The sequence below is a fragment of the Treponema zioleckii genome (assembly GCF_014737315.1).
Classification (GTDB): Bacteria; Spirochaetota; Spirochaetia; order Treponematales; family Treponemataceae; genus Treponema_D; species Treponema_D zioleckii.
Map to the genome: position 1 here is coordinate 1 of NZ_JPUF01000043.1, position 23,718 is coordinate 23,718.

Sequence of the window (23,718 nt, forward strand, 5' to 3'; positions counted from 1 at the left end):
GTTGGCGAGTGGAGTTTGCCGCGTCTCAAAAGTTTTTCAAAAGAAAAACTTTTGCTTCCTGGTGCCGTTTGCAGGTGTTTCAAACAAGCGGCGGCAATGAGAGCCGTTTGTTTGAGGTTTTGTCCTAGTGCTCGCGCAGCGCTCGCACTTTTGGGTTGGCGAGTGGAGTTTGCCGCGTCCCAGAAGTTTTTCGGAGAAAAAATTTGCTTCTTTGTGCCTGTGGCAATGGTTTTGCTTAATTGCATGTGAAAAAAATTGAAAAAAAAATGATTTTTTTTCAATTTTCTGTTGACCAAGATAATGCAAACTGATATATTACTAAACATCGATTGCGGTGTTAGCGAAGCTGGTTATCGCGCTGGCCTGTCACGCCGGAGATCGCGGGTTCGAGCCCCGCACATCGCGAGTAAGCCCGTTCAATAAAATGAGCGGGTTTTTTTATCGGGCAATAGCGCAGCTGGTAGCGCGCTACGTTCGGGACGTAGAGGTCGCCGGTTCAAATCCGGCTTGCCCGACTTTTACAAATCTTCTTTAATTCATTTCTTAATTCAAATCTTTTTTATTTTAATTCCGTGCAAATAGATTCTTGAGGTTTTGGGTTGGATTTTTATGCTTGCTAAACCAAATATTCATGTTGGTGCGCAGTGGAAAATCAATTTTTTTCATTCATCTTTTTTGATAGATTCCGAAACAAGTTCGGAATGACCTCAAGTTCAGTCCCGGCATCAAGTTTGGCATGACAGAATGCACGGGTAATCATTATTCTATTTATAAAAAACGTGCTAATTTTCACAAATATTGTCCATGCGTTATTGAAAATCTCCCCGTAGACTTTTATATGAAAAACGGTGGCGATTGGCTGTCGGTAAAAAAGGGGCTTTTTATGGAAATTGAAAAAGAAATTAGGCCGTTCGGGCTGAGGGACAAAATTGGGTATATGTTCGGCGATTGCGGAAATGATTTTTCGTTCATGCTGTGCGCAATGTTTCTTATGAAATTCTACACGGATATTATGGGCGTTTCGGCTGCGGTTGTTGGGCTTATGATGATGGTCGCAAAATTCGTTGATGCGTTTACGGACGTGTTCATGGGGCAGGTGTGCGACCGAAGTCCTGTTACAAAAAAGGGGAAGTTCTTGCCGTGGATTCGCAGGATGATGGCTCCTGTGGCAATTTCTTGTGCGTTGATTTTTGCGTTTTGGTTCAGGAATATGCCGATGGCTTTTAAAATCGGCTGGCTTTTCTTTACGTATTTGCTTTACGGTTCTGTTTGCTACACTGCAATCAACATTCCTTACGGTTCAATGGCTTCGGCAATTACTGCTGACCCAAAACAGCGCACTTCGCTTTCTACGTTCCGCGGAATCGGTGCGAAAATCGCCATTACGGGAATCGGTTCGGCTCTTCCGCTTTTTGTGTTCCAGAAAGATGCGACGGGAAAAGTCGTGTTCTCTGGGGAGCACATGTTCGGTGCGGCTGTCGTTTGCGGAATCATCGGAATTACAGCGTATTCTCTTTGCTATTTCCTTACGACTGAGCGCGTTAAGATGAAGCAGGTTACGAAAAAGTTTGAGCTTGGAGATTTCTTTAAGACGATTCTTTCTAGCCGAGCACTTTTGGGCATGATTGCCTGCGCGCTCGTTTTGCTTGTAACGCAGAATCTTTTTCAGGGAATGAACAATTATATTTATCCGAACTACTTTAAGAATCGCGAGGCTATGTCGCTCGTTTCGCTTTTGGGAACTGCAACGATGCTTGCAATTTCCACTTTTGCCAGTTCGGCTTCTGGAAAAATCGGTAAGAAAGAGTTTGCGATTATCGGTTCGGTTATCGGCTCGGTCGCGATGTTTGTGGCTTATTTTGTCCATACGCAGAATGTTGTGGTTTGGATTGGATTCCAGATTTTTGGGGAAGTTGGCCTTGCGAGCTTTAATCTCCTTTGTTGGGCGATGATTACGGACGTTATTGACGACATGGAAATTAAGAACGGTGAGCGAAACGACGGTTCTGTTTACGCGGTCTACTCGTTCGCACGAAAACTCGGTCAGGCTTTCAGCGCTGGTCTTACGGGATTCATGCTGAGTCTTATTGGCTACACGAAAGAGTCTGCTTTTGATGAATCGGTTACGAACGGAATTTACGATGCTGCGAGCCTTGCTCCGGCGATTGCGTTTGGCGTTATGGCTCTTGCGCTCTTCTTCTTGTATCCGCTGAATAAAAAACGTGTTGAAGAGAATTCGGTAAAGCTTCACGGAGGAAGATAAAAACGCGCGTCTGCTTTTGTCCTGGCTGAAGGTGGTTTCGACAAACTCAACTACCGCAATCAATCTACTGTGACTTGCTCGGTTTTTGCTTGCAAAACTGATAGGAAAGGCGAAACAAAAATGGCGGCAGAGCCAAAATCAACTTTTGCTGTTTCACGCCTTCGCTACCGCCAGAGCAGAATTTTGGTATAACTTTTCAAACTTGACATTTGACTTAACGATTTTTAGGAGAATATATGCTTTATCCTGTAATGACTTCTTCGAGATTGCTTTGCGATTTGAGCGGCATCTGGAATTTTAAAATTGACAAAAAATCATCTGGCTTTGACGAGAACTGGGCTGGAAGCGTGCTTTCCGAAAGCCGGACGATTGCGGTTCCTGCTTCGTATAATGACCTTTTTGACGAGGCTGAAATCCGCGACCACTGGGGCTGGGTTTTCTATCAGCGGAATTTTTCTCTTCCGGCGTTTGTGCGTTCTTCGCAACGGGTTGTCTTGCGGTGCGACGCGGTGACTCACCGTGCGAAAGTGTTCGTGAACGGAAAGCTCGTCTGCGAGCATAAAGGCGGATTCTTGCCGTTTGAGGTGGAACTTGGAAACGAGGTGCGAGACGGCGAGAATCTTCTTACGATTGCGGTGAACAACGAAATCGGCTACGACACTCTCCCGGTGGGAAGAAAGGGCGGAATGTTCAGCGGGCGTGGTGCTCCTGAGAGTCATAATGAGCCGAATTTTGACTTTTTTAACTATGCGGGAATCACTCGCCCCGTAAAAATCTACACGACTCCAAAAAGCTACATTAATGACATCGCTCTTTGGAACGAGGTGAGCGGTACGGACGCGGTTGTAAAATACCGCGTGGAAGTTTGCGGGGAGACAGATTTTGGTTCTGCTTGCAAAGTGACTTTGCGCGATGAGGAAGGACGTTTGGTTTCTGAGAGTTCTGGAATTGAGGGAATTCTCACCGTTAAGAATGTGCGCCTTTGGCAGCCGTTAAACGCTTATCTTTACGAAGTGACCGTAAGTTTTGGCGAGGACGTTTACACGCTTCCTTACGGAATCCGTACTGTTGAGGTGCGCGGAAACAAATTTTTGATTAACGGAAAGGCTTTTTATTTTAAGGGCTATGGAAAGCACGAGGACACTTTTCCGGCTGGGCGCGGCTTGAATCTTTCTATGAACACGAAAGATATTTCGCTTATGAAGTGGCAGGGGGCCAACTCGTTCCGCACAAGCCACTATCCGTATAGCGAGGAGATGATGCGTCAGTGCGATCGCGAAGGACTTGTCGTTATCGATGAGACTCCTGCCGTGGGCTTGAATTTTATGTTCGGCGGTGGGGCGAACTTTGGAAAAGAAAAGTTCCCGACTTACGACCCTGTGAACGGTTTGCAGACTCGCGAACATCATGCTGACGTAATCCGCGATTGGATTGGCCGCGACAAGAATTACGCCTGCGTCGTGCTTTGGAGCATTGCGAATGAGCCGGACAGCTACGACAAGGGCGCGTATGACTACTTTAAGCCGCTCTTTGACCTTGCACGCTCTCTCGATGTTCAAAAACGCCCTTGCACGCTCGTAAGTGCTCTTGTGGGCGGTAAGCCTCAGGATGACGTTTCTCTGCGTTTGAGCGACGTATTCTGCATAAATCGCTATTACGGCTGGTACTTTGGCGGACAGGACCTTGTTGCTGCGGAAAAAATGCTCCGCGAGGAGATGAAATTCTGGAAGACGACAGGAAAGCCCCTTTTGATGACCGAGTACGGTGCGGACACCGTTGCGGGATTCCACGACACGGTTCCAAGTTTGTACACCGAGGAATATCAGGTTGAATTCTACAAGATGAACAACCGAGTTCTTGATGAGTGTGATTTTGTGGCTGGTGAGCATGTCTGGAACTTTGCGGACTTTGCGACGAGTCAGAATATGATGCGCGTGAATGGCAACAAAAAGGGAATCTTTACGCGGGAGCGTAAGCCTAAACTTGTAGCGCATTACTTAAAAGAACGCTGGTCCTCCATTCCGAATTTTGACTACAAATAGCGGCAAAAATATTGCACGGAAATCATTTTTTAACGCTGATGTACACAGATGGGACGCGGTACGGTCTTATAAACCGCTGCGACTCATCTGCGGCTATCTGTGTTTATCTGCGTCAGAATTTTTAAGGTTGATTTCTATGAAAATCTTGTGAGGAGCGAGATTGAAAAAAGGGGGAAAATGTTATGAAAAAAACAAAATTGTATGCGAGTTTGCTTTCTTGTCTTGCTGTTGCTGGTAGTGGTGCTTTTGCACTTGATGTTGACGCAAAATTCAATATAGAAGGAAATCTTGCAAACGGCGGTAAGGGAACTAGCACAAGATTTATTGAGATTAACGAGCAGGAACAAAAGAATACAGATGGCTTTATTGTTAACGTCAATGGCGAAAAAGCCGGCGGAATGCTCAGCATGATTTGGACGTTTGAGGGCGACAAAAGCACTGACACTTCGGTGACTACGATTTCGGAAGAAAAATATGGTCAGACGACTTACACGACGACGCTTTCTGATTTTTATAAGGCGAACGTGGCTATCCGACGTGCGAATGTGTGGTTCAAGCCTGCCGATTGGGTAAAAATCACGGCGGGAACGTTCATTCAGCACCTGTACTGGGATCACATGCGCTGGTGGCAGGACGTTTACGGAAACAAAATCGGAAAGTCAAAGTGGATGAACTATCGTGAAGGTAGCGGTGTTGATTCTGGATTTAACGGCGCAGGGCTTGCTGTTGAATTCAAACCTGTACCGGCCCTTTCAATTGAGCTTGCGGCGGCTCCGGGAACTTCTGACAGTTCTGATGACACAGCCGGTGCGTTCTGGAACTGGGACGGAAACACTGCCGAAAGTTATCTTGCGTGGGGTGCGACTGCAAAATATCAGATTTCTGACAAACTTTCTGCAGGAGTTGCTTACGCGGACAACGGACTTAACAAGTACAAAATGCTCTCCGTGGGATTCGAAGTTGGCCGTCCGTTCGGTTCACTGTATTATGCGTTCATTCAGCCACGCTTTTATTTTGGCGACAAGCACAACAGTGAGATTGGTTCTTATGGTTATGACCGAGATGCGGATGTTTCGGAATACGCTCTTACAGGAATCGCAATTGACAACATGCTAAAACTGAATATTGGCGAAAAAGGTGTCCTAAAAGCCCGCTTGCCGCTCGTAATCCGACTCACCGACGAAGATGACGACCCAAGCTACTTTATTTGTGATGTTGAGTTTGACTACAACATGGACGGTTTTACGCCATATATTGAAGTGAACAATGGAAACAGAATTTACGCTCCGCTCATGTTCGGTTCAGAAGACGGCTACACCGTAAAAGACAGTTTTGCGATGGACGTTCGGCCTGGCGTAAAATTCAACTTCGGAAAGGGATGCGAGGTATTCACCGGTGTGGACGTTTACTTTGGCCCAGGTCTTACAAAGCGTGCTTCAAACACATGCTCGTTCTACAAGACTGGAGTTACCGACATTGGCTGGAGAATTCCTTTCGGGGCAACTATAAAATTCTAACGGGCAAGTTTCAGTGGCTCGCCCCCCGCTCAACCACCGCAAAGGTTCACGCCCTGTGGTGGCATTCTGAGCGTAAAAACAGGATTTTGATGCGGGGGAACAAGGCTTAGTTTTTTGTCATGCTGGACTTGATTCAGCATCCCTGCATCAATTCGGGGCGGGCCCCTGAAACATGCTCAGGGGACGTTTTGATATATTTTAGGACCGTCAGGTTTTCTTCAAAATCAAAAATTCTGGCTAATATATTTTTTATTAGCTGCGACCAATCTGCGGCTATCCGCTTTATCTGTTTTTCCGTCTGTATGCGGTGGGGCTTATGCCCATTATTTTTTTAAAGACTCTTGCAAAATAATTCATGTCATCAAATCCCACGGTGCTGGCAATGTCTTCTATTGTTCGTGTGCTTTGCGTAAGAAGCGGGAGCGCGTGGTTTATGCGCGTTAGGTTTATGTGCGCTGTGAGCGTGTTTCCTGTTTCCTTTGCGAACTGGGCCGAGAGATACGACGGATTTAGGTGAATGGCCTCGGCAACGCTTTGAAGCGAAATGTATTCGGTGTAGTGAAAATCGATGTAGGTGAGGCACTTTTTGATTGCCTCGCTGAATCCGTTCACGCGGTGTTCCCTTATCTGCTGGCAGTAGGATTTTATCATCAGAACAGAAAGGTCTATAAGTTGGGCGTGAGTCGTGCATTCCTCAATCTGAATCGCGAAATTTCTCGATACTTCATCAACATAAAAAATGTGTACTCCGCTTTGCTCCATGATTTTTCTCAGGTGCGAGTTCAGGACAATCAGAAAATTCTTTATGTTTCTTACGGAATTTGGTGAGCGCGGTTTGATTCCAGACTGCGCAAGCTGCTTGTAGAACGAGATTGCCTGCTGTTCGTCCCCGTTCCTCACGCTTTCGTGCATCTCGTGCTCAATTTTGTAACGCTTTTCGATATTTTGAATCGTGTTTTCTGCGATTCCGTCTGTGTTTTCGTCTGTGTACAAATAGCTCTGTGCTTTTGCAAAATAGTGGTAGCTCAGCTTTAGGGGCGCGGCCTGGCCGTTGGAGCCAAGCAGAGCAGGGAAGAGGGCTGTTATGAGAGACATGAATCTGTCGCGGTTCATTCCTGCGTTCGGAAGTTTCATGTAAAAATCGATGAGTGGCTGAGGAATCTCTGAGTTTTCTTCGTTGTTTCCGGCTTCCCTCATGAGAGTTTTTAAGTCGTCGATTTTGTCTTTTGTGAATGGCTCGAATAAAAAAGGTCCTGCCACAAAAAAACTCATTGCTTTGTCAGTGGTGTTTTGGAACGGCAAAATGATTGTGGCGAGTCTAAAAAAATCTTCGAGAAGATAGATGTTGTTTTTGTCCGTGCAGTGAGAAAAAAGCCAGCGGCTAATTTTCCCGTAATCTTCCTGCGTAAAAAACTCCCGCCTTAATCCGTTGTCGAACCGTTCGATTTCGTCGTAGGGCTCCTTAAAAATGAATGTCTGGATATTTTGGCTTTCAAATATTTTGTCTGCGATTTCAAATGGAGAGAGCATACAAAGAGTATACACTATTTACGGGGCGAGGGGGATAAAAAATCGGAAATGTGATATAATGCGAATATGAGTTACACGCCGCCGTTTACAATCACTTCAAAATCAATTAACCTCATCGCAGAAATTTCTGCATTGCTCGAACGTGCTACTATCGCACAAGAAAATGCTGACAAGCTCAAGCTTCGCAAAATAAACCGAATGAAAACAATTCGTGGGTCTCTCGCTATTGAGGGAAATTCACTTTCAGAAGAGCAGATTACGGCCTTGATTGACGGAAATCACGTTGTTGCGCCTCTTCGTGAAGTGCAGGAAGTGAGAAACGCGATTCTTGCGTATGACAAGTTTATGGAATTTGACCCATATAATCCAAAAGATTTGCTAAAAGCTCACGGCATAATGGCTTTAGGACTCGTTGACAATGCAGGTCATTACCGAAAAGGTGGCGTTTGTGTTGCAGGAAAAGATGGAATCAGCCACATTGCGCCGCCTGCCGACCGTGTTCCGTTTTTGATGACAGATTTGTTTGACTGGCTAAAGAATTCCGATGACCATATTTTGATAAAAAGCAGCGTTTTTCACTATGAATTTGAGTTCATTCACCCTTTTGAAGACGGTAACGGCAGAATGGGCAGATTCTGGCAGTCTAGGCTTCTTGCGGACTGGAAAGATATTTTTGTAAATCTGCCTGTAGAAAATATGATTTGGGAAAATCAAGCGGAATACTACAAAGCGATTGAAAAAAGCACAGGCAATGCGGATTCTGGAGTTTTTGTTGAATTTATGCTTCGTGTAATTCATAAAACTCTGAAAAACCATTGCAATGATACTGTAAATGATACTGTAAATGATACTGTAAAATCAATTTTGGATTTGATAAGAAACAATCCTTATATTTCTTACGAGGAGCTTGCTGAAAAAACTGGCAAATCACGCATGACGGTAAGCCGAAAAATTGCGGAATTGAAGAAAAACAACATTCTCCGCCGCGTAGGTGCGGACAAAAACGGATACTGGGAGATTACGCTGTAATAGTTTTTTTGACGCAGTTGAACGCTGAGGTACACAGATGGGACGCAGTACGGTCATTGAGCGAAGTCGAAATGACCATAAAAACTGATTTTGCTTATAACTCTCTGCGACCAATCTGCGAATATCCGCGTTGAGAAGTTGAAAGCCGATTCGCCGGAATTCAAAAGTATTTTTTATAACAATGCCATTTAGTACCAGTCCACTTGTATGCAGCAACAGGGACGTAGACCGTCTCGCCGCCATTTCGCATATTAGTATTTGTTGTTATAGTTCCGTCGCCGTTGATTTCCAAATCCTCAAACAAGTCTTCATATTCCTCTATGCCCCCGTCACACTCTGCTTTTTCAAATGTTCGTGTTTTCGGGTTGTACATATACAACCTAAAATAGTGGCTATTGAAACCGAAACCCGTCCAATAGGGATTGCCTTCCACAATGTCAAGATATCCGTCGTTGTTTGCATCTTGTAATGAATAATAATATGCGTCAGCGCATTCGTCTCCGTAGTCGTCTAACTTGTCCTTCTCATACTCAGTCGCCTCATCTCCATTGAGTTTAACCCATTTATTTTCCGACTTAAACCAGTTGCCTCCCAATGTTTTAGACCCTCCGTTTCCGTCAGGAATTGTCAGTGTGTCAGAAAAACACAGCGGCAATGCGAATGACATGACAGCCATCATCAATAGTTTTTTCATAAAAATCTCCTTTTTATTTGTAATTTATTTGTTCCGATTAATTATTGCTAATATAGTTTTTCAATTTTGTGTTCATTTTGGCGTTTTCTGTACTTTTTTACTTTTCTCTACTAATCCGATTTTCGAGCGAAGCGTAGAAAATCGGATTAGTGCAGCATTGTCTACTGCACTAATGGTATACCATTAGTGCGCGCCGCGGGCGGATGCGGTAGGGGGTATTGAGCGAAGTCGAAATGACCATAAAACTTGATTTTGCTTATAACTCTCTGCGACAAATCTGCGACTATCCGCGTTTATCTGCGTTGAAATTCTGAAAGCCCGATTTTTATGCTGCCAGCATTTTTCCGGGGCTTTTTGCTCCAATGGCAGAAAACTGCTAAAATGAAATCCGCTTGGAATTTTGTTTTCCGGCGATGATTTTTTGCGAGGTTGATTTTATTTTATGGAAGAACTTAGGGACAATAACGGACTTACCGAAAAAGAATTTCTTGAGCGGTACAGCGATAAAAATTACGACAAACCGTCGGTCACGGTCGATATTCTCGTGCTCGGTACCAGTGCGGACTTTTCGCGGTTCAGGATTCTTCTCGTAAAAAGGGGCGAGCATCCGTTCCTTGGCTCGTGGGCGCTTCCGGGCGGATTTATTAAGCGCGACGAGACTGCGTACCAGGCGGCGGCGAGGGAACTTTCCGAGGAGACCGGGCTTCGGGACGTTTACCTCGAACAAATCTACTCATTTACGAATCCAAGACGTGACCCACGAACGTGGGTAATGAGCATCGCGTACCTCGCGCTCGTCTGCACTTTCGACTCTGTTCGCGGAAGCGACGATGCCGCAGATGCCGCGTGGTTCGACATGATTGTCGATGACGGCGCGATAAAGATTTTCTCGGAAGAGCGCGGCGTGGAAATCGTTTACGAAATCGAAAAGGGAATCTTCCAGAACGGAAAAATCCGCTACGAGAACTGGGTCGCGAAAAGTACTAGCGGCGAAAAACTCGCGTTCGACCACATCGAAATCATCATCGAATCCCTTCTTAAACTAAAATCAAACTTTTACAACTCAGACCTTGCGTTCAACATGATTGGCGACTTCTTTACGCTTCCGGATTTGCAGTCGCTTTACGAGCTTGTGCTCGGAAAAAAACTCTACAAGACGAATTTCCGCGCGATGGTGGCAGACAAAATCCGTGCGACGGGCGAAAAACGCAAGTCGATGACGAGCGGAAAAATGTCGGCGGAATACGTCTACGATTTTTCTTCTATAAAACAAGATTCCGAAACAACTTCGGAATGACCAAAAAAAAGCTGAATTTTAAATATTCTGGAAAAATAAGTTGACAAAGTAGTTTTTTACTACTAATATCTAATTATCAAAAGTAGTAAAAAACTACTTTTAGAAAAAAGGAGGTCAACATGAGATTTAAGAAATTCAATCCGAATGAGTATGTTATGGTCGTAAAAAAAGGCGAGGTCGTAAAAGAGGGGCTTGGGCTTTCGGTGCTGTTCAACGAGCTTTCGACGAGCATAATGGTCGTTCCGTCAACTGCGTTCGACGGCGAATTCGCGTTCGACGAGCTTGTGACGAGCGACTACCAGAGCGTCTGCGTCCAGGGCGTGACGACTTTTATGATTACCGATTACACAAAGGCCGCGAAAATGCTGGATTTTGCGTACACGCCTCAGGTCAAGATGTCCGACAAGATTTTCGATGCGGTCGAGTCGCTAGAAAACCGCATAAACAACATCATCAAGGCGATTGTCATCCGAGAAGTGAGCCGCAAGGACGTTCGTGCGGTTCTTCGCATTTCGGACGAGATGGCAAAGGCGATTCAGGAAAGCCTGAGCAGTGACGATTCTATCAGCAAACTCGGAGTGAGCGTCGTTTCGGTGAACATTCTGGGAATCACTCCTCGACCTGAGACTCGGAAGGCGTTGGAGGCTGCCGCACGCGAGGAAATCTTACGCGAGCAGGACGACGCGATTTACAAAAGGCGCAATGCCGCAATCGAGCAGGAGAGAATCATCAAGGAGAACGAAATCAACACGGAAATCGCGGTTGCAGAAAAAGAGAAAGAAAAGGAAGAGAAAGAGCAGCAGATGAAGCAGTACGTTCAGAAGTGCGAGCTTGACATGCGAATGGAGGCGGAGGAACGCGAGCAGCAGATGAAACTCCGTGCGATGCAGGCAGAGCTTGCGATGGAGAGTGAGCGGCAGGAGAAGGAATACGCGCTTCGCGAGGTGGCTGTCCAGAAGAAGATTCAGATTGACAATCAGGACATGGCTGGAAAGATTGAGCTTGAGAAGATGAACAAGGAATTCACTGAGCTTTCAGCCGCAAACGAGAAAACGAAGGCCGACATCAAAGCGTATGCGGCGGAGGCACTCGTCAAGGCTTACAACAACATCAATCCTGCGATTCTTGAGTCTTGCGCGATGGCACAGATGGAACCTGGCGCGCTCATGGCAAAGGCGTTTATGAACATCGGCGAGAACGCGGAAAAAATCGGAAGTTTGAACATGACGCCGGACTTGCTCCAGTCGATTGTGGGCGCAATGAATCCGAATCAGGGCTTTAAGGCAAGGCGGTAACGAGTATGGATAGAGGACTGAACAAAGTCGTTCTCGTAAAGAGGCGCACTAGATACGAAGAGCTGAAAAAACGATACAACACCGTGGAGCAGGCGAGGTTCTACATTGAGCATCTCGGCGCGGATTTTTCGGATTACGAGCGGGAAGATGCCGCGTACAATTTTGCGCTTGAAACTGTGCGTGCACTTGTTCGCCCGCTCGCACGCCTTCAGGAAATCGACAGGGAATATCTTCCGAACATGATTTTCGGCGCGGACGACATTGTGATTGCCCTCGGTCAGGACGGGCTCGTCGCCAACGTGATGAAATATCTTTCTGGTCAGCCATTAATCGGCGTGAATCCTGATTCCGCACGGTTTGACGGAGTTCTTCTTCCGTTCGAGGCTGGTGATTTGGAAAAGCTCCTTCCGAAAGTGATAAAAGGCTCGTTCAGCGCAAAAAGCGTCGCGATGGGAAAGGCTGAGTCGAAGGACGGGCAGATTCTTTACGCGGTGAACGATTTCTTTGTTGGTGTCGGAAATCACACTTCCGCACGGTACTTAATCAAATACGGAAACTGTGTCGAAAATCAGTCTTCGTCTGGAATCATAATTTCCACAGGATTCGGAATGACTGGCTGGCACAAATCTGTCATGGCGGAATTCCGAGGACTTGCGCGTGCTTTCAACCTTTCGCCAATCCGCGAGCCTTCATACGAATGGGACCGCCGGGAACTCACATTCCAAGTCCGCGAGCCGTATCCGAGCCGCTTCACCCAGGCGGAACTTGTCTACGGAAACGTCGCGGACGGGGAAAGCCTTGTCCTTACGTCCGGCATGAGCGAAAACGGCGTGGTCTTCTCCGACGGGATTCTTGAGGACGCGATAGAATTCAACGCCGGCATGGAAATCCGCATTTCCGTCGCCGAGCAAACCGGAAAACTTGTCACTGAGTGAGGGAGAAGCTAAAGAAAGCGAAAATGTGATACAATATCACACGGATTTTGAGCCACCTACGGTGTCTCTTTGACCAATCTGCGAATATCCGCGTTTATCTTCTTTGAAAAGTTGAAAACCCGATTTCATAAAAACTTGTGTGATTGCTTTTTTTGTATAGTGTTATTTACTGCCACTCTTGAATTTTGGGGAGGCGGTAGCATACAACAAAAGAAAATGCCGATTATTTTGCATGGCTTGTCAGATTCGATAACGGTCTAATCGGCGATGCGGCTAATTTTCCCGTAATCTTCCTGCGTAAAAAACTCTCGCCTTAATCCGTTGTCGAACCGTTCGATTCCGTCGTAGGGCTCCTTAAAAATGAATGTCTGGATATTTTGGCTTTCAAATATTTTGTCTGCGATTTCAAATGGAGAGAGCATATTTAAGAGTATACACTATTTACGGGGCGATGGGGGATAATTAATTGTTTGACGCAGATGAACGCTTATACACACAGATTGGACGCGGATATATTCAAAAGTATCTGCGCCAAATCTGCGTTTATCTGCGTTTATCTGCGTTAGAAAATTGAAAAATATTTTACTCAGCCATGTATTTGTGGAGAGTTTTTCTTACGGCACCGGTTCCGCTGATTTCTTCAACGAAGAGATTTTCAATCAACTCGCCGATTCCTGCTTTGTACAAGTCGATTCCGAAGATTCGCTCGTTCGCGAGGATTGGCTTTAACTGACCTTTGTAAGATTCTGGCTTTCCAAGTTCGATTCCCTTGAGGTGAGCTGTCAATTCTGGAATCATTGGGTCTGGAGAAAGCTCGAATGCTTTTCCGTTGTCGTCCAATGCGAGGAGATAGCGGCACCAACCGGCTATTGCCAGAGGAATTGCCTTGAGTTTTTTTGCGTTTCCGTCACGGGCAACGTAAGACTTGATTGTTTCGCCGAATCGGATTCCTACTTTCTGTGAAGTGTCGCAGGCGATTCTCTGTGGTGTGTCTGGCATGAATGGGTTTGGCAGGCGCACGTTGATTACTTCGTTTACGAAGTCTTTTGGCGAGAGGATTTTTGGGTCTGTAACTACAGGCATTCCTTCTACAGGTCCAACTTTGTGTACGAGGGCAGACAAATCTGCGTCCCTCATTTCGTCGGCAATCAGATTGTATCCCAAGAGACAGCCGTAAACTGCAAGGGAAGTGTGGAGCGGATTCAAGCAGGTGGTTACCTTCATGCGTTCTACGTTGTTAACCGTGTCACGGTCAGTCAGGTAAACGCCTGCTTTTTCGAGAGGTGGTCGGCCGTTCGGGAAGCGGTCTTCAATAACGAGGTACTGAGGTCCTTCCGCATTCACGAATGGTGCTATGTATGTTTTATTTTTGGTGATGACGGGCTGCATTGCCTCAATTCCGTCCGCCTCAAGCCGCTTTCCGATTTCTTCGCTTGGTCGTGGGGTGATTTTGTCAATCATGCTCCACGGGAACGAAACTTTTTCTTCGTCCTCAAGCCATGCGCAATATTCCGCGCTTACGAATCCTTTTTTCTGCCATTCGCGTGCGATTGTGGTGATTGATGAGCGGAGTTTTTCTCCGTTGTGCGAACAGTTGTCCATGCTGACTACGGCAATTGGTTTTGCTCCGTTCTGGAATCTATGGTATAAAAGTGAAGCTACCTGTCCCATCGCGGTTTTTGGGGCAGCTGCTCCGGCTTCAATGTCTGCTTTTGCCATCGGAAGGTATGAGCCGTCTGAGCCGTAGAGTGCGTAGCCTTTTTCGGTAATCGTAAAGCTTACCATCTGCAATGAAGGAGATGCGAAAATCTCTTTCATTCGTGCCCATTCTGCAGTGTTTCCAGGAATCGATTTGATTGCTTCTGCGAGTGAGCCGATTACGCGTTTGTCAACGTTTCCGTCCGGCTTTAATGTTACGCCGAGAACGAGGTTGTCGTGCGGAACGTACATTTCATCGATGATGTCGAATCCGAAAGTCTCGACGCAGCAGATTCCCTTGTCGCTTTCGCCGTTAGCGATGAGCGTGTCCTGCAATCCGCCGATGAAAATTCTGAAAATGTTTCCAGCTCCAAAGTGTGCCCAAATTGGCTCTTTCTTTGTGCGTTCCTGCATTGCTGCAATGTCATAGCTAGGAATCTTTACTCCGGCTTTTGCCCAGCCGTCTTTGTCTTTTAATCCTTCGATTGTAAGTTTCATGTTCTTCCCCTTTATTTTCTTGTCTGGTTTTTTTCTATTGCTTCCCAAAGTCCGTTGAGATATGCGGCTCCGAGCGCGCGGTCATAAAGTCCGTAGCCCGGCATTGCCTTCTCTCCCCAAATCATTCGTCCGTGGTCTGGGCGGATTGGGCCTGTAAATCCAATGTCGTAAAGTGCCTTCATGATTTCGTACATGTCAAAATTTCCGTCGCTGGAAAGGTGTGCGGCTTCCTCAAAGTTTGGCTTGCCTTGCTTGATTTTTTCGCCAGTCCATGATGTGACGGCACTTCCGTCCGGTCTCTGGAATGTATTGAAGCGCAGGTTTCGTACATGCGCAAAGTGAATGCGACCTTTTAGGCTGCGAATCATTTCTGGAAGGTTGTTTTCTGGATTTGTTCCGTAGCTTCCTGAGCAGAAAGTGACTCCGTTGTGAGGATTGTCAACCATTTTCATCATGCGTGTGATGTTCTTCTGGTTTGTGATGATTCTAGGCAGCCCAAAAACGCTCCATGCTGGGTCATCCGGGTGGATTGCCATGTTGATGTTGTACTTGTCGCAAACTGGCATTATGCGCTCAAGGAAATATTTGAGGTTTTCAAAGAGTTTTTCGTCATCAATGTCTTTGTACAATTCAAAAAGTTCCTTTACTTTTGCCATGCGCTCTGGCTCCCAGCCCGGCATTACAGTTCCGTTCATGTCGCCTGAAATCGAATTGAACATTTCTTCCGGTTTGATTGCGTCAACTGCTTCCTGTGTGTACGCGAGAACTGTTGAGCCGTCTTCCCGCTTTCGGGCAAGCTCCGTTCGCGTCCAGTCGAATACTGGCATAAAATTGTAGCAAACAAGATGAATGTCCTCTTCGCCCAAGTTTTTGAGTGTCTCAATGTAAGCGTCAATGTCCTTGTCTCGGTCCGCGCTTCCTGTTTTGATTGCGTCCGAAACGTTCACGCTTTCGATTCCCGCAATGCGGAGTCCTGCCTTTGCAACTTCGTCTTTGAGCGCACGGATTCTCTCACGGCTCCAGACTTCGCCTGGCTTCGTATCGTAAAGTGTTGTGATTATTCCCTTTACGCCGGGAATCTGTCGTATTTGCTCCAATGTTACGGTGTCGAATTTTGAACCGTACCAACGTAATGTCATTTCCATAAAAAATATCCTCCAAAAATTAGGGCGTTTGTTCTGTCCTTCTACAATTTTAGATTCATCAATATTTCAGATAAAAGCACAATTCTTATTTCTTTTAGCACTGTTTTTGTGCTTACTCATGGGCGACCGAATTTCTTAGCAATGCGGTGAATCTTTCTTCTGCGGAAAGGGTCTCGGTTGCAAAGTAATCCGGGTAGTCCTGCAACAGTTTCTGCAACTGGTTTTCCAGCTGATGCAGGTGGGCTTTTATCGTAATTTGCGCAAAATCAGCGTTGTTTTCTTGAATCGCCGAGATGATTTTCTGATGCTGCAGAATCGTCTCCATCATTATGTCCTTGTTCCATGCCGTGATGAGACGGATTCTGGAATAATGATTGCTGTTGTTTTCGATAGTTTCCCATGCGAGCTTTTGCCCGGTTATTTTGAACATAAAATGATGAAATTCGTTGTCCAACTGCATGAACGTGTTGTAATCGCACATGTTGACGGTGGCAGTTTGCTTTTCGAGGTTAAGTTCAAGTTCTGCCAAATCCTTGCGGGTGTAGTTTTCGATTACAAGTTCGATGTTTGCACATTCAAGGCTTTCTCTTACAAATCGTTCTTGCTCGACTTTTGAAAAATCGATTTTTGAAACAATCGTCTCTTTTTGCGGAAACATTTTTATGAGTCCGTCTCTTTGCAATCTGATGAATGCTTCCCTCACAGGCGTTCTGCTAACGTTGAGCGTTTTAGCGACTTCCTGAGTGCTCATAACCGTTCCCGGTTTTAATTGTAAAGACATGATGTTTTTTCTGAGGGCGTTGTAAACTGCGGATTGCACGCTGGAATCTTTGCTGCTCATATTCTGTCTCCTTGAATTCTTGCTGGCATGTTAGCACTAGAAAAATGCACTGTCAATAAAATATCAGTTCTAAAAATGATTTTTTAATTGAATCTTTTGATGGAAAAATGAATTAAATTGTTAAGAGATAATGATTTATAAGATGTGAAAAATATTGAAAAAATCTTTAGTTCTATAATTTGCATGTTTTTTAATAAATTTTATTTTGGGGCTTGACGATAACTAATTTAGAATCTAACATGTTAGTATATCTAACAGGTCAAAAAGGAGGACTTTTTTATGAAAAAACTATTTTATATTCTTTGGGCGCTTTGCTCTTGTGTGGAATGGTTTTCACATCATGCAATGAGAAGAGCAATAAGGCTCAGGAAAAAATTTCTGTAACTTTTGCAGGAACAGAGCCTGCTACTACAGGTCAGAGCCGAATGATGCAGTCTGTTGCAGACAAACTCAACGCAACAGGAAGATTCAATGCTACCGTACAGGTTGCAGGTGCTCTTTCTGGAGACACTGACGCTCTCGTAACACAGGCAAAACTCGGAATCAACCTTGTAGTTCCAAGTGACCCAGGCCGTCTTGCAAGCCAGTTCAACATTCCAGACTTGAACATCCTTATGGCTCCATACATTCTTACAGACCCTGCAGCCCTCAAAAAGCTCCCAGACACAAAACTCTTCAAAGAGTGGCAGGCTGAGCTTGAGAAACAGGGAATCGTTTATATTACAAATATGTACAACGGATTCCGCTGCTTCTACACTACAACTCCTGTAGAGCACGTTGCAGACCTTTCTGGTCTCCGCATCCGCGGTTTCGGTAACGCAATCGGAAACAACTTGGCTAAATACTTCGGATTTGCAAATATCGGTATTGCTTGGGGCGAGGTATTCCCAGGAATCCAGCAGAAAACTCTCGACGGATGTGAAGTTCAGGTTGCTAACGCTGACGGTTCACGAATCTACGAAGTTGCTAAGAACCTTGCTATGACAAAGCACTACATGCTTCAGTCTGCATTCGTATGTTCAGCAGCTTTCTACAGAGGCTTGAGCGATGCTGACCGCGAGCTTTTCACAAAGACAATGCGCGAAGCTGCTGTTGAGTATGGCCAGATTATTCAGAACGAAGAAGTTGGCTACTACGACAACATGAAGAAAAACGGTGTAAAAATCGTTGACGTAGACATCGCTGAATTCCAGAAGGCTATTGAACCTCTTTACACAAACAATGATTTGGGATTCTCTGCCGGACTCAAAGACAGACTTTTCAAGGAGCTTGCTGAATAATAGCCGCTTTTTATAGGTCTGTTCTTTTGATGATTGTGAATCAGAGGGGCAGACCTCTTTTTTGATACGCTCAGAATCTTTTAAGGATTTTATATGAAAAAACTTTATGAGTACTTTTGCAAAGTTGAGACAGCTATATGTGGCGTAGGATTCATTTTCCTTGTTGTTCTTATTTTTGGTTCTGCAATTTTGCGTTTCTGCCGAATGTCTATGGCTTGGAATACAGACCTTGCCATGTTGTTCCTTCCGTGGTGTTCTTTCCTCGGAGCTGACATTGCATGGCGCAGTGGTCAGTTGATAGGTATCGATATTATTACGCGATACTTTCCTAAAAATCTTCAGAAAGTGATTACAATGCTTGTTTATGCAATCGTTTTTGTTGCAAGCGTTATAATTTGTATTTATGGTATAAAACTTTCATGGGTTGAACGTGTTCGAACGTTCCAATCTTTGCCGATTCCTTATTCTCTTGTACATATAAGTCTTGTTGTTGCGACATTCTCTATGTCGATTTCAACAGTCATAAAAATAGTTTCGTGCATTAAGCACTTCTCTGAAAATGATAAGGCTGATAAAGCCGTTAAGGCTTAATTTTAGCTGATTGTCCGGAGTACGATATGACATTACTTCTTTTATGCTTCGTTATATTTTTGCTGATGGGAATGCCCATCGCGTTTGTTATCGGAATAGCAGGATTCGCATTCTTTATGGGCGACCCAATGCTCAATTTTGAGGTTGCCGTTCAGCGAATCAGCGAACAGAGTCAGTCTTTTACGTTCCTTGCAGTTCCGTTCTTTATTTTTGCCGGAAATTTGATGAACGTTTCTGGAATTACGGATCAGCTTTTGAGCCTTGCGCGTCTTCTTACAAGAAGAATGTACGGCGGTACAGCGCAGATTTCTGTAGTTATGTCAACTTTGATGGGTGGAGTATCAGGTTCTGCGACCGCTGATGCCGCAATGGAAACACGAATCCTTGCCCCAGAGATGATGAAACGTGGTTACACAAAAGGTTATATTTGTGCTGTAAACTGTCTCACAGCTCTTATTACAGCAACTATTCCTCCAAGCCTTGGACTTATCATTTTCGGTTTTGTTGGTGAAGTTTCTATCGGTCGTCTTTTTGCCGCAGGAATTATCCCTGGAATCTTGATGATGATTTTCCTTATGGCTACGACGACAATCACGAGCCGAATCCGAAAATTCGACGCGCCGGCTGTTGATGCGCCAAAACTTACGCTTCGCGAGATTATTGATAATCTTAAAGAGTCAATCTGGGCTTTGCTCTTCCCAATCATTTTGATTGTCGGAATCCGTTTTGGTGTGTTCACACCGTCTGAATCTGGAGCATTTGCCGTAGTTTACGCTCTTGCCGTAGGTAAATTCGTTTACAAAAAGCTCAACTGGAAGAACTTTAAGGAAGCACTTATCACAACAGTTAAGGACAACGGTGCAATCATGTTGATTATCGCGATGTCTGGTCCGTTCAGCTTTGCGATTACTTGGGTAAAACTTCCTGCTGTTCTCAGTTCGTTCATCTTTGGAATTACAAACCAGCCACAGCTTTTGACATTGCTTATGCTCGGCTTCCTCTTTGTAATCGGTATGTTCGTTGACTCAAACGTAAGCTTCCTCCTCCTCACTCCAATCTTCCTCCCGATGATTAAGAGCGTTGGAATGGATCCTGTTCACTTCGGCGTTCTTATGGCTACAATCGTAACTCTCGGTGTTATGACTCCGCCAATTGGTTCTGCCTTGTACACTGTTTGTGGAATTATTGATTGTCCGCCAGAGGAATACACAAAAGAAAGTCTGCCGTTCCTGTTCGCGATTTTGCTGGAACTTTCGATTTTGGTATTCTTCCCGAAAGTTGTTTTGTTTATTCCGAACATGATTTTTGGTGTGGCTGCGGGCTAAGAGGTAGTTTATGAAAATGACAATGAGATGGTTCGGTTCAAAATATGATACCGTAACCTTAAAACAGATTCGTCAGACGGCTTACGTAAAGGGGGTAATTTCTACTCTTTACAACAAAATGCCTGGAGATTTGTGGACGGAAGATGAAATCAAGTCGCTCAAAGATGAGATTGAAGCTTCTGGACTTACTCTCGACGGTATTGAAAGCGTTAATATCAGCGATGCGATAAAAATTGGCGGAAACGACCGCGACAAAGACATTGAGGCTTATATCAAGACTTTGGAGAATCTCGGAAAGAACGATATTCACATGGTTTGCTATAACTTTATGCCTGTTTTTGACTGGACTCGCACCGAGTTGGCTCGCTTGCGTCCGGATGGCTCAACCGTAATGGCTTACAATCAGAAGGCTGTAGATGCGATTGACCCGACAAAAATGTTCGACACTATTTCTGGTGACATGAATGGCACTGTAATGCCAGGTTGGGAACCGGAGCGCATGGCTAAGATAAAAGATTTGTTCAAAATGTACGAGGGAATTACGGAAGAAAAACTTTTTGCTAATCTCAAATACTTCTTGGACGCAATTATGCCGGCTTGCGATAAATACGACATCAATATGGCTATTCACCCTGATGATCCTTCTTGGAGCGTTTTTGGTTTGCCTAGAATCATAACAAGTTTGCCGAACATTCAGCGAATGATGAAGATGACTGACAATCCTCACAACGGAATTACGTTCTGTGCGGGCAGCTACGGAACTAACCCTGAAAACGACTTGCCGGCGATGATTCGTGCTTTAAAAGGACGCGTTCACTTTGCGCATGTTCGTAACTTGAAGTTTAACGACGGAAAAAATGACTTTGAGGAATCAGCTCATTTGAGCAGCGACGGTTCTTTCGACATGTACGAAATTGTAAAAGCTCTTTATGATATCGGCTTTACTGGACCAATTCGTCCTGACCATGGCCGAATGATTTGGGGTGAAAAAGCTATGCCTGGCTACGGATTGTACGATCGTGCACTTGGTGCTTCATACATCTGTGGCTTATGGGAAGCTATTTCAAAAAAATAGGGAATCCCTAAAAATCACGGCTTTGAATTTTTAGAGTTCCCTAATAATTTTTGACTCGAGCCTCCTTTTAACGAGTCCGGGCTGTCTGAATTGTCCCCCTCCCTGTAGCCATTTGGGATTCTTACTTTTCAGACAGCTCGTTTTTTCTTTCTTTTCTTAATTATTCTTCCTTTCCCTTCTACTAAAGACTCCAGAAGTTTTACATTATTAGTTGACCAAAAATCTGCTCATGTCGTAACGGAGGCGGGGCACAAAAATGATTCTGACCGTTCGCGACCGAAGGGAGTCGGATACCTCTTACGGTCAGCCATCATTTTTGTGAAACGCTGCAGTGGAGACATGTGCAGATTTTTGCCGCGATGAATTTATTAAAGATTCTACGCAGTCTTGAAGCGGTCAATCTGACTTCCGATTTTTGCAATCGACATAAGAACATCACCGGAAATTCCTGCCAACGCCTCTCCTGTGCTGCTGATTTTTTTTGCACCTGCCGACATTTCCTGCATACTAGTCTGCATGTCTCCCGTGGCATTCTGCAAATTCTGCATTTCGCTCATAATCCGCTCGTTTCGCTGAGACATTTCTTTTGACGCTTTCTGAACTTTTACCGTACTTTCGTTCATTGTTCGGAGTGCGTCGCCGATTTGCCTAGAGCCTTCATTCTGTTCTTCCATTGCGCTCTTGATTTGTACGACGAGCATATCGGTCTCTTTTACGTGCCTAGAAACTTCGCCGAAAGCCTCGCTTGCCTCGTTAGAAGAAGAAACCACGTCTTTTATAGATTCTCGGATTTTAGAGAGCTGTTCGCCGATTGAACGTGACTGTTCACCTGAAGTTTCAGAAAGTTTTCTGATTTCGTCCGCAACTACGCTGAATCCCTTTCCGGCTTCGCCCGCATGAGCCGCCTCGATTGCCGCATTCATGGCAAGAAGGTTAGTCTGCTCCGCAATCGAAGAAATCGCCGAGTTTGCCTCTTCAAGCATTTCACTCTGGCGCTCAATCAAAAGAATCTTGTCGTTTACGTCCTGCTGTTTTGTAAATCCGGTCTGAACGTTATTGTTAAGGGCTTCAAAACTCTGGGCCATTTTGTCTACGGAACTCGTTACGCTTGAAATGTTTCCAATCATCTCCTCGATTGAAGCCGAAGCCTGTGCGACTCCCGACGACTGGTCTTGAACGAGTTCGTCAAGTTCCGTGATGTTGCCCGAAATCTCGTTTACGGCGACTGCCGTGTTTCCTACGCTGCCGCTCTGATTTTCAATCTGCGAGTGAATGCCGTTTATGTTCTGAATAATCTGCGTGATTACGCTTGCTGTGTCTTCCGTTCCTGCCGAAAGGTTTTCGCCGGAATTTGTAAGCTCTTTGTTCGTTCCCTTTATCTCCGCCATGATTTGCTGGAGTTTGTCTAGGAACAAGTCAAAGTGAATGATAAGGTCTCCTATTTCGTCGCGGATAAACAGTTTGCATCTTTTTGTAAGGTCCGCGTCTCCCGTTTCAAGGTCTTTAAGGAAGTTCGTTACGTTTGAGATTCGCCACATGAGCCATGAGATGAATCGGTACATTACGAGCATGAGAAGTGCGATTACTGCAAGAGAGATTGGAAGCATGACCAAAATGGTGTGCGATTTTATTTTTTCTACAACGGACATGCTTCGGGCGATAAAAGCCATTCCCGCGATTTCGCCTGAATTTGATTTGAGCGGAATGTAGAACGAAAGGTACTCGCCTCCGTTGATTTTGTTCGTGCCGTGAAAAGGTTCTCCGTTTTTTAGGACGGTCTGGATAATTTCGCTACTGTCGAGAGTTGTTCCTACAAGGTCGTCTCCTAAACTTGTTGAAACTCGTGTAGAATCTTTAAAAATCGTACATTCCGCAGCATAAGATTCTTTTATCTGGTTTACGAGGTATCCGTTTTCGAGCGAGTATGACGCTACGACTGTTCCGATTGTTTCTCCTTCATGTTCAACTGGAGCTGTTGCCACAATCGAGAAGTCTCCGTCCACATCCTCGTAAGAATAAGAATGATTTCCTCTGAGCGCCTCCTGCACGGATTTGATTGTGGAAAAGTCCGTTCCGATTGCAACTTTATCGTCTTCAAGTTTTGTTCCTGCAATGGCTTTGCCAGAGTTTTCGGTTATTGCGATAAAATCAAGTTTTAGAGTTTCGTTTGCTTTTTCAAGGAAGGCTTGTAGTTTTTCGTCATTTGACTCGTTTATGCCTTGCTCAATGTTGTGCCCTGTCGCAACTAGCTCCACGTCTGATACGAGTCCGTCCAGCCAGTCGTTCAGGGTCATTTCAAGTCCTTTTGCAAAATATGTAAGGTCATTGTCCGTTGATTCGCGGACACCGCTATCAAAAAATTCAAGCTCCACGATTGCAACGCCAGCAACACTTATGACTACAGAAAATGCCAATATAAAAAGTAGCTTTGCCAAAATTGAGATGTTGCGTTTCGCGTTAGTATCAAATCTGTCTAGTTCTTTTTTTTGTTTTGCCATCGTTTTTTGCTCCAAAAATATGAAAATAGTCTTATAGGTTTATTCTCTTTTTTGATATTTGTAAACATCATAACTTAAATTTAATTGAAAAAATCAAAAAAACATGAAAAATAAAAAATTTTTTGAGATTTTTGAGAAAAATTAGAGAGTTGAAAAACTTGTTTT

19 protein-coding genes and 2 tRNA genes are annotated in these 23,718 nt (G+C 44.9%); 13 read left to right on the forward strand and 8 right to left on the reverse strand.

What is annotated here, in order from left to right:
• On the reverse strand, positions 1-281 hold a 281-nt coding region (locus tag JI65_RS17170; RefSeq protein ID WP_207106098.1), incomplete at its 3' end, for a hypothetical protein.
• 50 nt (positions 282-331) lie between these two features.
• Between JI65_RS17170 and JI65_RS11400 the strand changes: the two genes are divergently transcribed.
• The 5 genes from JI65_RS11400 (at position 332) to JI65_RS11420 (ending at position 5,822) form a co-directional block, all read left to right on the forward strand.
• Positions 332-405 (forward strand) — tRNA-Asp (locus JI65_RS11400).
• 37 nt (positions 406-442) lie between these two features.
• Positions 443-515, forward strand: a tRNA-Pro gene (locus JI65_RS11405).
• Between the two features lie 323 nt (positions 516-838).
• Complete coding sequence (locus JI65_RS11410; RefSeq protein ID WP_197971939.1) at positions 839-2,263, forward strand: MFS transporter; 1,425 nt, start codon at positions 839-841, stop codon at positions 2,261-2,263.
• A gap of 236 nt (positions 2,264-2,499) precedes the next feature.
• Positions 2,500-4,305 (forward strand): beta-glucuronidase, encoded by a 1,806-nt coding sequence (gene uidA, locus JI65_RS11415; RefSeq protein ID WP_191016653.1) that lies wholly within the window; start codon positions 2,500-2,502, stop codon positions 4,303-4,305.
• Between the two features lie 182 nt (positions 4,306-4,487).
• Positions 4,488-5,822: a hypothetical protein gene (locus JI65_RS11420; protein WP_191016655.1), complete on the forward strand. Its 1,335-nt coding sequence runs from the start codon at positions 4,488-4,490 to the stop codon at positions 5,820-5,822.
• A gap of 282 nt (positions 5,823-6,104) precedes the next feature.
• On the opposite strand, the gene JI65_RS11425 is transcribed toward JI65_RS11420, so the two are convergent.
• On the reverse strand, positions 6,105-7,352 hold the full coding sequence (locus tag JI65_RS11425) for a helix-turn-helix transcriptional regulator (RefSeq protein ID WP_191016657.1): 1,248 nt from the start codon (positions 7,350-7,352) through the stop codon (positions 6,105-6,107).
• A 66-nt stretch (positions 7,353-7,418) separates the two neighbouring features.
• Between JI65_RS11425 and JI65_RS11430 the strand changes: the two genes are divergently transcribed.
• Positions 7,419-8,381: a Fic family protein gene (locus tag JI65_RS11430; protein WP_191016659.1), complete on the forward strand. Its 963-nt coding sequence runs from the start codon at positions 7,419-7,421 to the stop codon at positions 8,379-8,381.
• A gap of 160 nt (positions 8,382-8,541) precedes the next feature.
• On the opposite strand, the gene JI65_RS11435 is transcribed toward JI65_RS11430, so the two are convergent.
• Positions 8,542-9,075 carry a hypothetical protein gene (locus JI65_RS11435; RefSeq protein WP_191016662.1) on the reverse strand — a complete coding sequence of 178 codons (534 nt, stop codon included), beginning with the start codon at positions 9,073-9,075 and terminating at the stop codon, positions 8,542-8,544.
• 442 nt (positions 9,076-9,517) lie between these two features.
• Here JI65_RS11435 and JI65_RS11440 point away from each other — a divergent pair, with 442 nt between their 5' ends.
• The 3 genes from JI65_RS11440 (at position 9,518) to JI65_RS11450 (ending at position 12,602) form a co-directional block, all read left to right on the forward strand.
• Positions 9,518-10,372 carry an NUDIX hydrolase gene (locus tag JI65_RS11440; protein ID WP_191016665.1) on the forward strand — a complete coding sequence of 285 codons (855 nt, stop codon included), beginning with the start codon at positions 9,518-9,520 and terminating at the stop codon, positions 10,370-10,372.
• A 119-nt stretch (positions 10,373-10,491) separates the two neighbouring features.
• Positions 10,492-11,667 carry an SPFH domain-containing protein gene (locus JI65_RS11445; protein ID WP_191016668.1) on the forward strand — a complete coding sequence of 392 codons (1,176 nt, stop codon included), beginning with the start codon at positions 10,492-10,494 and terminating at the stop codon, positions 11,665-11,667.
• Between the two features lie 5 nt (positions 11,668-11,672).
• Positions 11,673-12,602 (forward strand): diacylglycerol kinase catalytic domain-containing protein, encoded by a 930-nt coding sequence (locus JI65_RS11450; RefSeq protein ID WP_191016670.1) that lies wholly within the window; start codon positions 11,673-11,675, stop codon positions 12,600-12,602.
• Between the two features lie 257 nt (positions 12,603-12,859).
• Here JI65_RS11450 and JI65_RS11455 read toward each other — a convergent pair whose 3' ends face one another.
• From JI65_RS11455 to JI65_RS11470, 4 genes are all read right to left on the reverse strand, one after another.
• On the reverse strand, positions 12,860-13,024 hold the full coding sequence (locus tag JI65_RS11455; RefSeq protein WP_191016673.1) for a hypothetical protein: 165 nt from the start codon (positions 13,022-13,024) through the stop codon (positions 12,860-12,862).
• Positions 13,025-13,184: 160 nt separating this feature from the next.
• Positions 13,185-14,798: a mannitol dehydrogenase family protein gene (locus JI65_RS11460; RefSeq protein ID WP_191016675.1), complete on the reverse strand. Its 1,614-nt coding sequence runs from the start codon at positions 14,796-14,798 to the stop codon at positions 13,185-13,187.
• 11 nt (positions 14,799-14,809) lie between these two features.
• Complete coding sequence (gene uxuA / locus JI65_RS11465) at positions 14,810-15,943, reverse strand: mannonate dehydratase (protein ID WP_191016678.1); 1,134 nt, start codon at positions 15,941-15,943, stop codon at positions 14,810-14,812.
• Between the two features lie 112 nt (positions 15,944-16,055).
• Positions 16,056-16,784: a GntR family transcriptional regulator gene (locus tag JI65_RS11470; RefSeq protein ID WP_191016680.1), complete on the reverse strand. Its 729-nt coding sequence runs from the start codon at positions 16,782-16,784 to the stop codon at positions 16,056-16,058.
• A gap of 326 nt (positions 16,785-17,110) precedes the next feature.
• Here JI65_RS11470 and dctP point away from each other — a divergent pair, with 326 nt between their 5' ends.
• The 4 genes from dctP to uxuA (JI65_RS11490) all read left to right on the forward strand — a co-directional run bounded on the left by dctP (position 17,111) and on the right by uxuA (JI65_RS11490) (position 21,055).
• Positions 17,111-18,064 (forward strand): TRAP transporter substrate-binding protein DctP, encoded by a 954-nt coding sequence (dctP, locus tag JI65_RS11475; protein WP_242457227.1) that lies wholly within the window; start codon positions 17,111-17,113, stop codon positions 18,062-18,064.
• 93 nt (positions 18,065-18,157) lie between these two features.
• Positions 18,158-18,655: a TRAP transporter small permease gene (locus JI65_RS11480; protein WP_191016684.1), complete on the forward strand. Its 498-nt coding sequence runs from the start codon at positions 18,158-18,160 to the stop codon at positions 18,653-18,655.
• A gap of 26 nt (positions 18,656-18,681) precedes the next feature.
• Positions 18,682-19,980, forward strand: coding sequence for a TRAP transporter large permease (locus JI65_RS11485; protein ID WP_191016687.1), 1,299 nt, complete (start codon positions 18,682-18,684; stop codon positions 19,978-19,980).
• Positions 19,981-19,990: 10 nt separating this feature from the next.
• Positions 19,991-21,055: a mannonate dehydratase gene (gene uxuA, locus JI65_RS11490; RefSeq protein ID WP_191016689.1), complete on the forward strand. Its 1,065-nt coding sequence runs from the start codon at positions 19,991-19,993 to the stop codon at positions 21,053-21,055.
• 377 nt (positions 21,056-21,432) lie between these two features.
• Here uxuA (JI65_RS11490) and JI65_RS11495 read toward each other — a convergent pair whose 3' ends face one another.
• Positions 21,433-23,553 (reverse strand): methyl-accepting chemotaxis protein, encoded by a 2,121-nt coding sequence (locus JI65_RS11495; RefSeq protein WP_191016692.1) that lies wholly within the window; start codon positions 23,551-23,553, stop codon positions 21,433-21,435.
• Between the last annotated feature and the right edge of the window lie 165 nt (positions 23,554-23,718).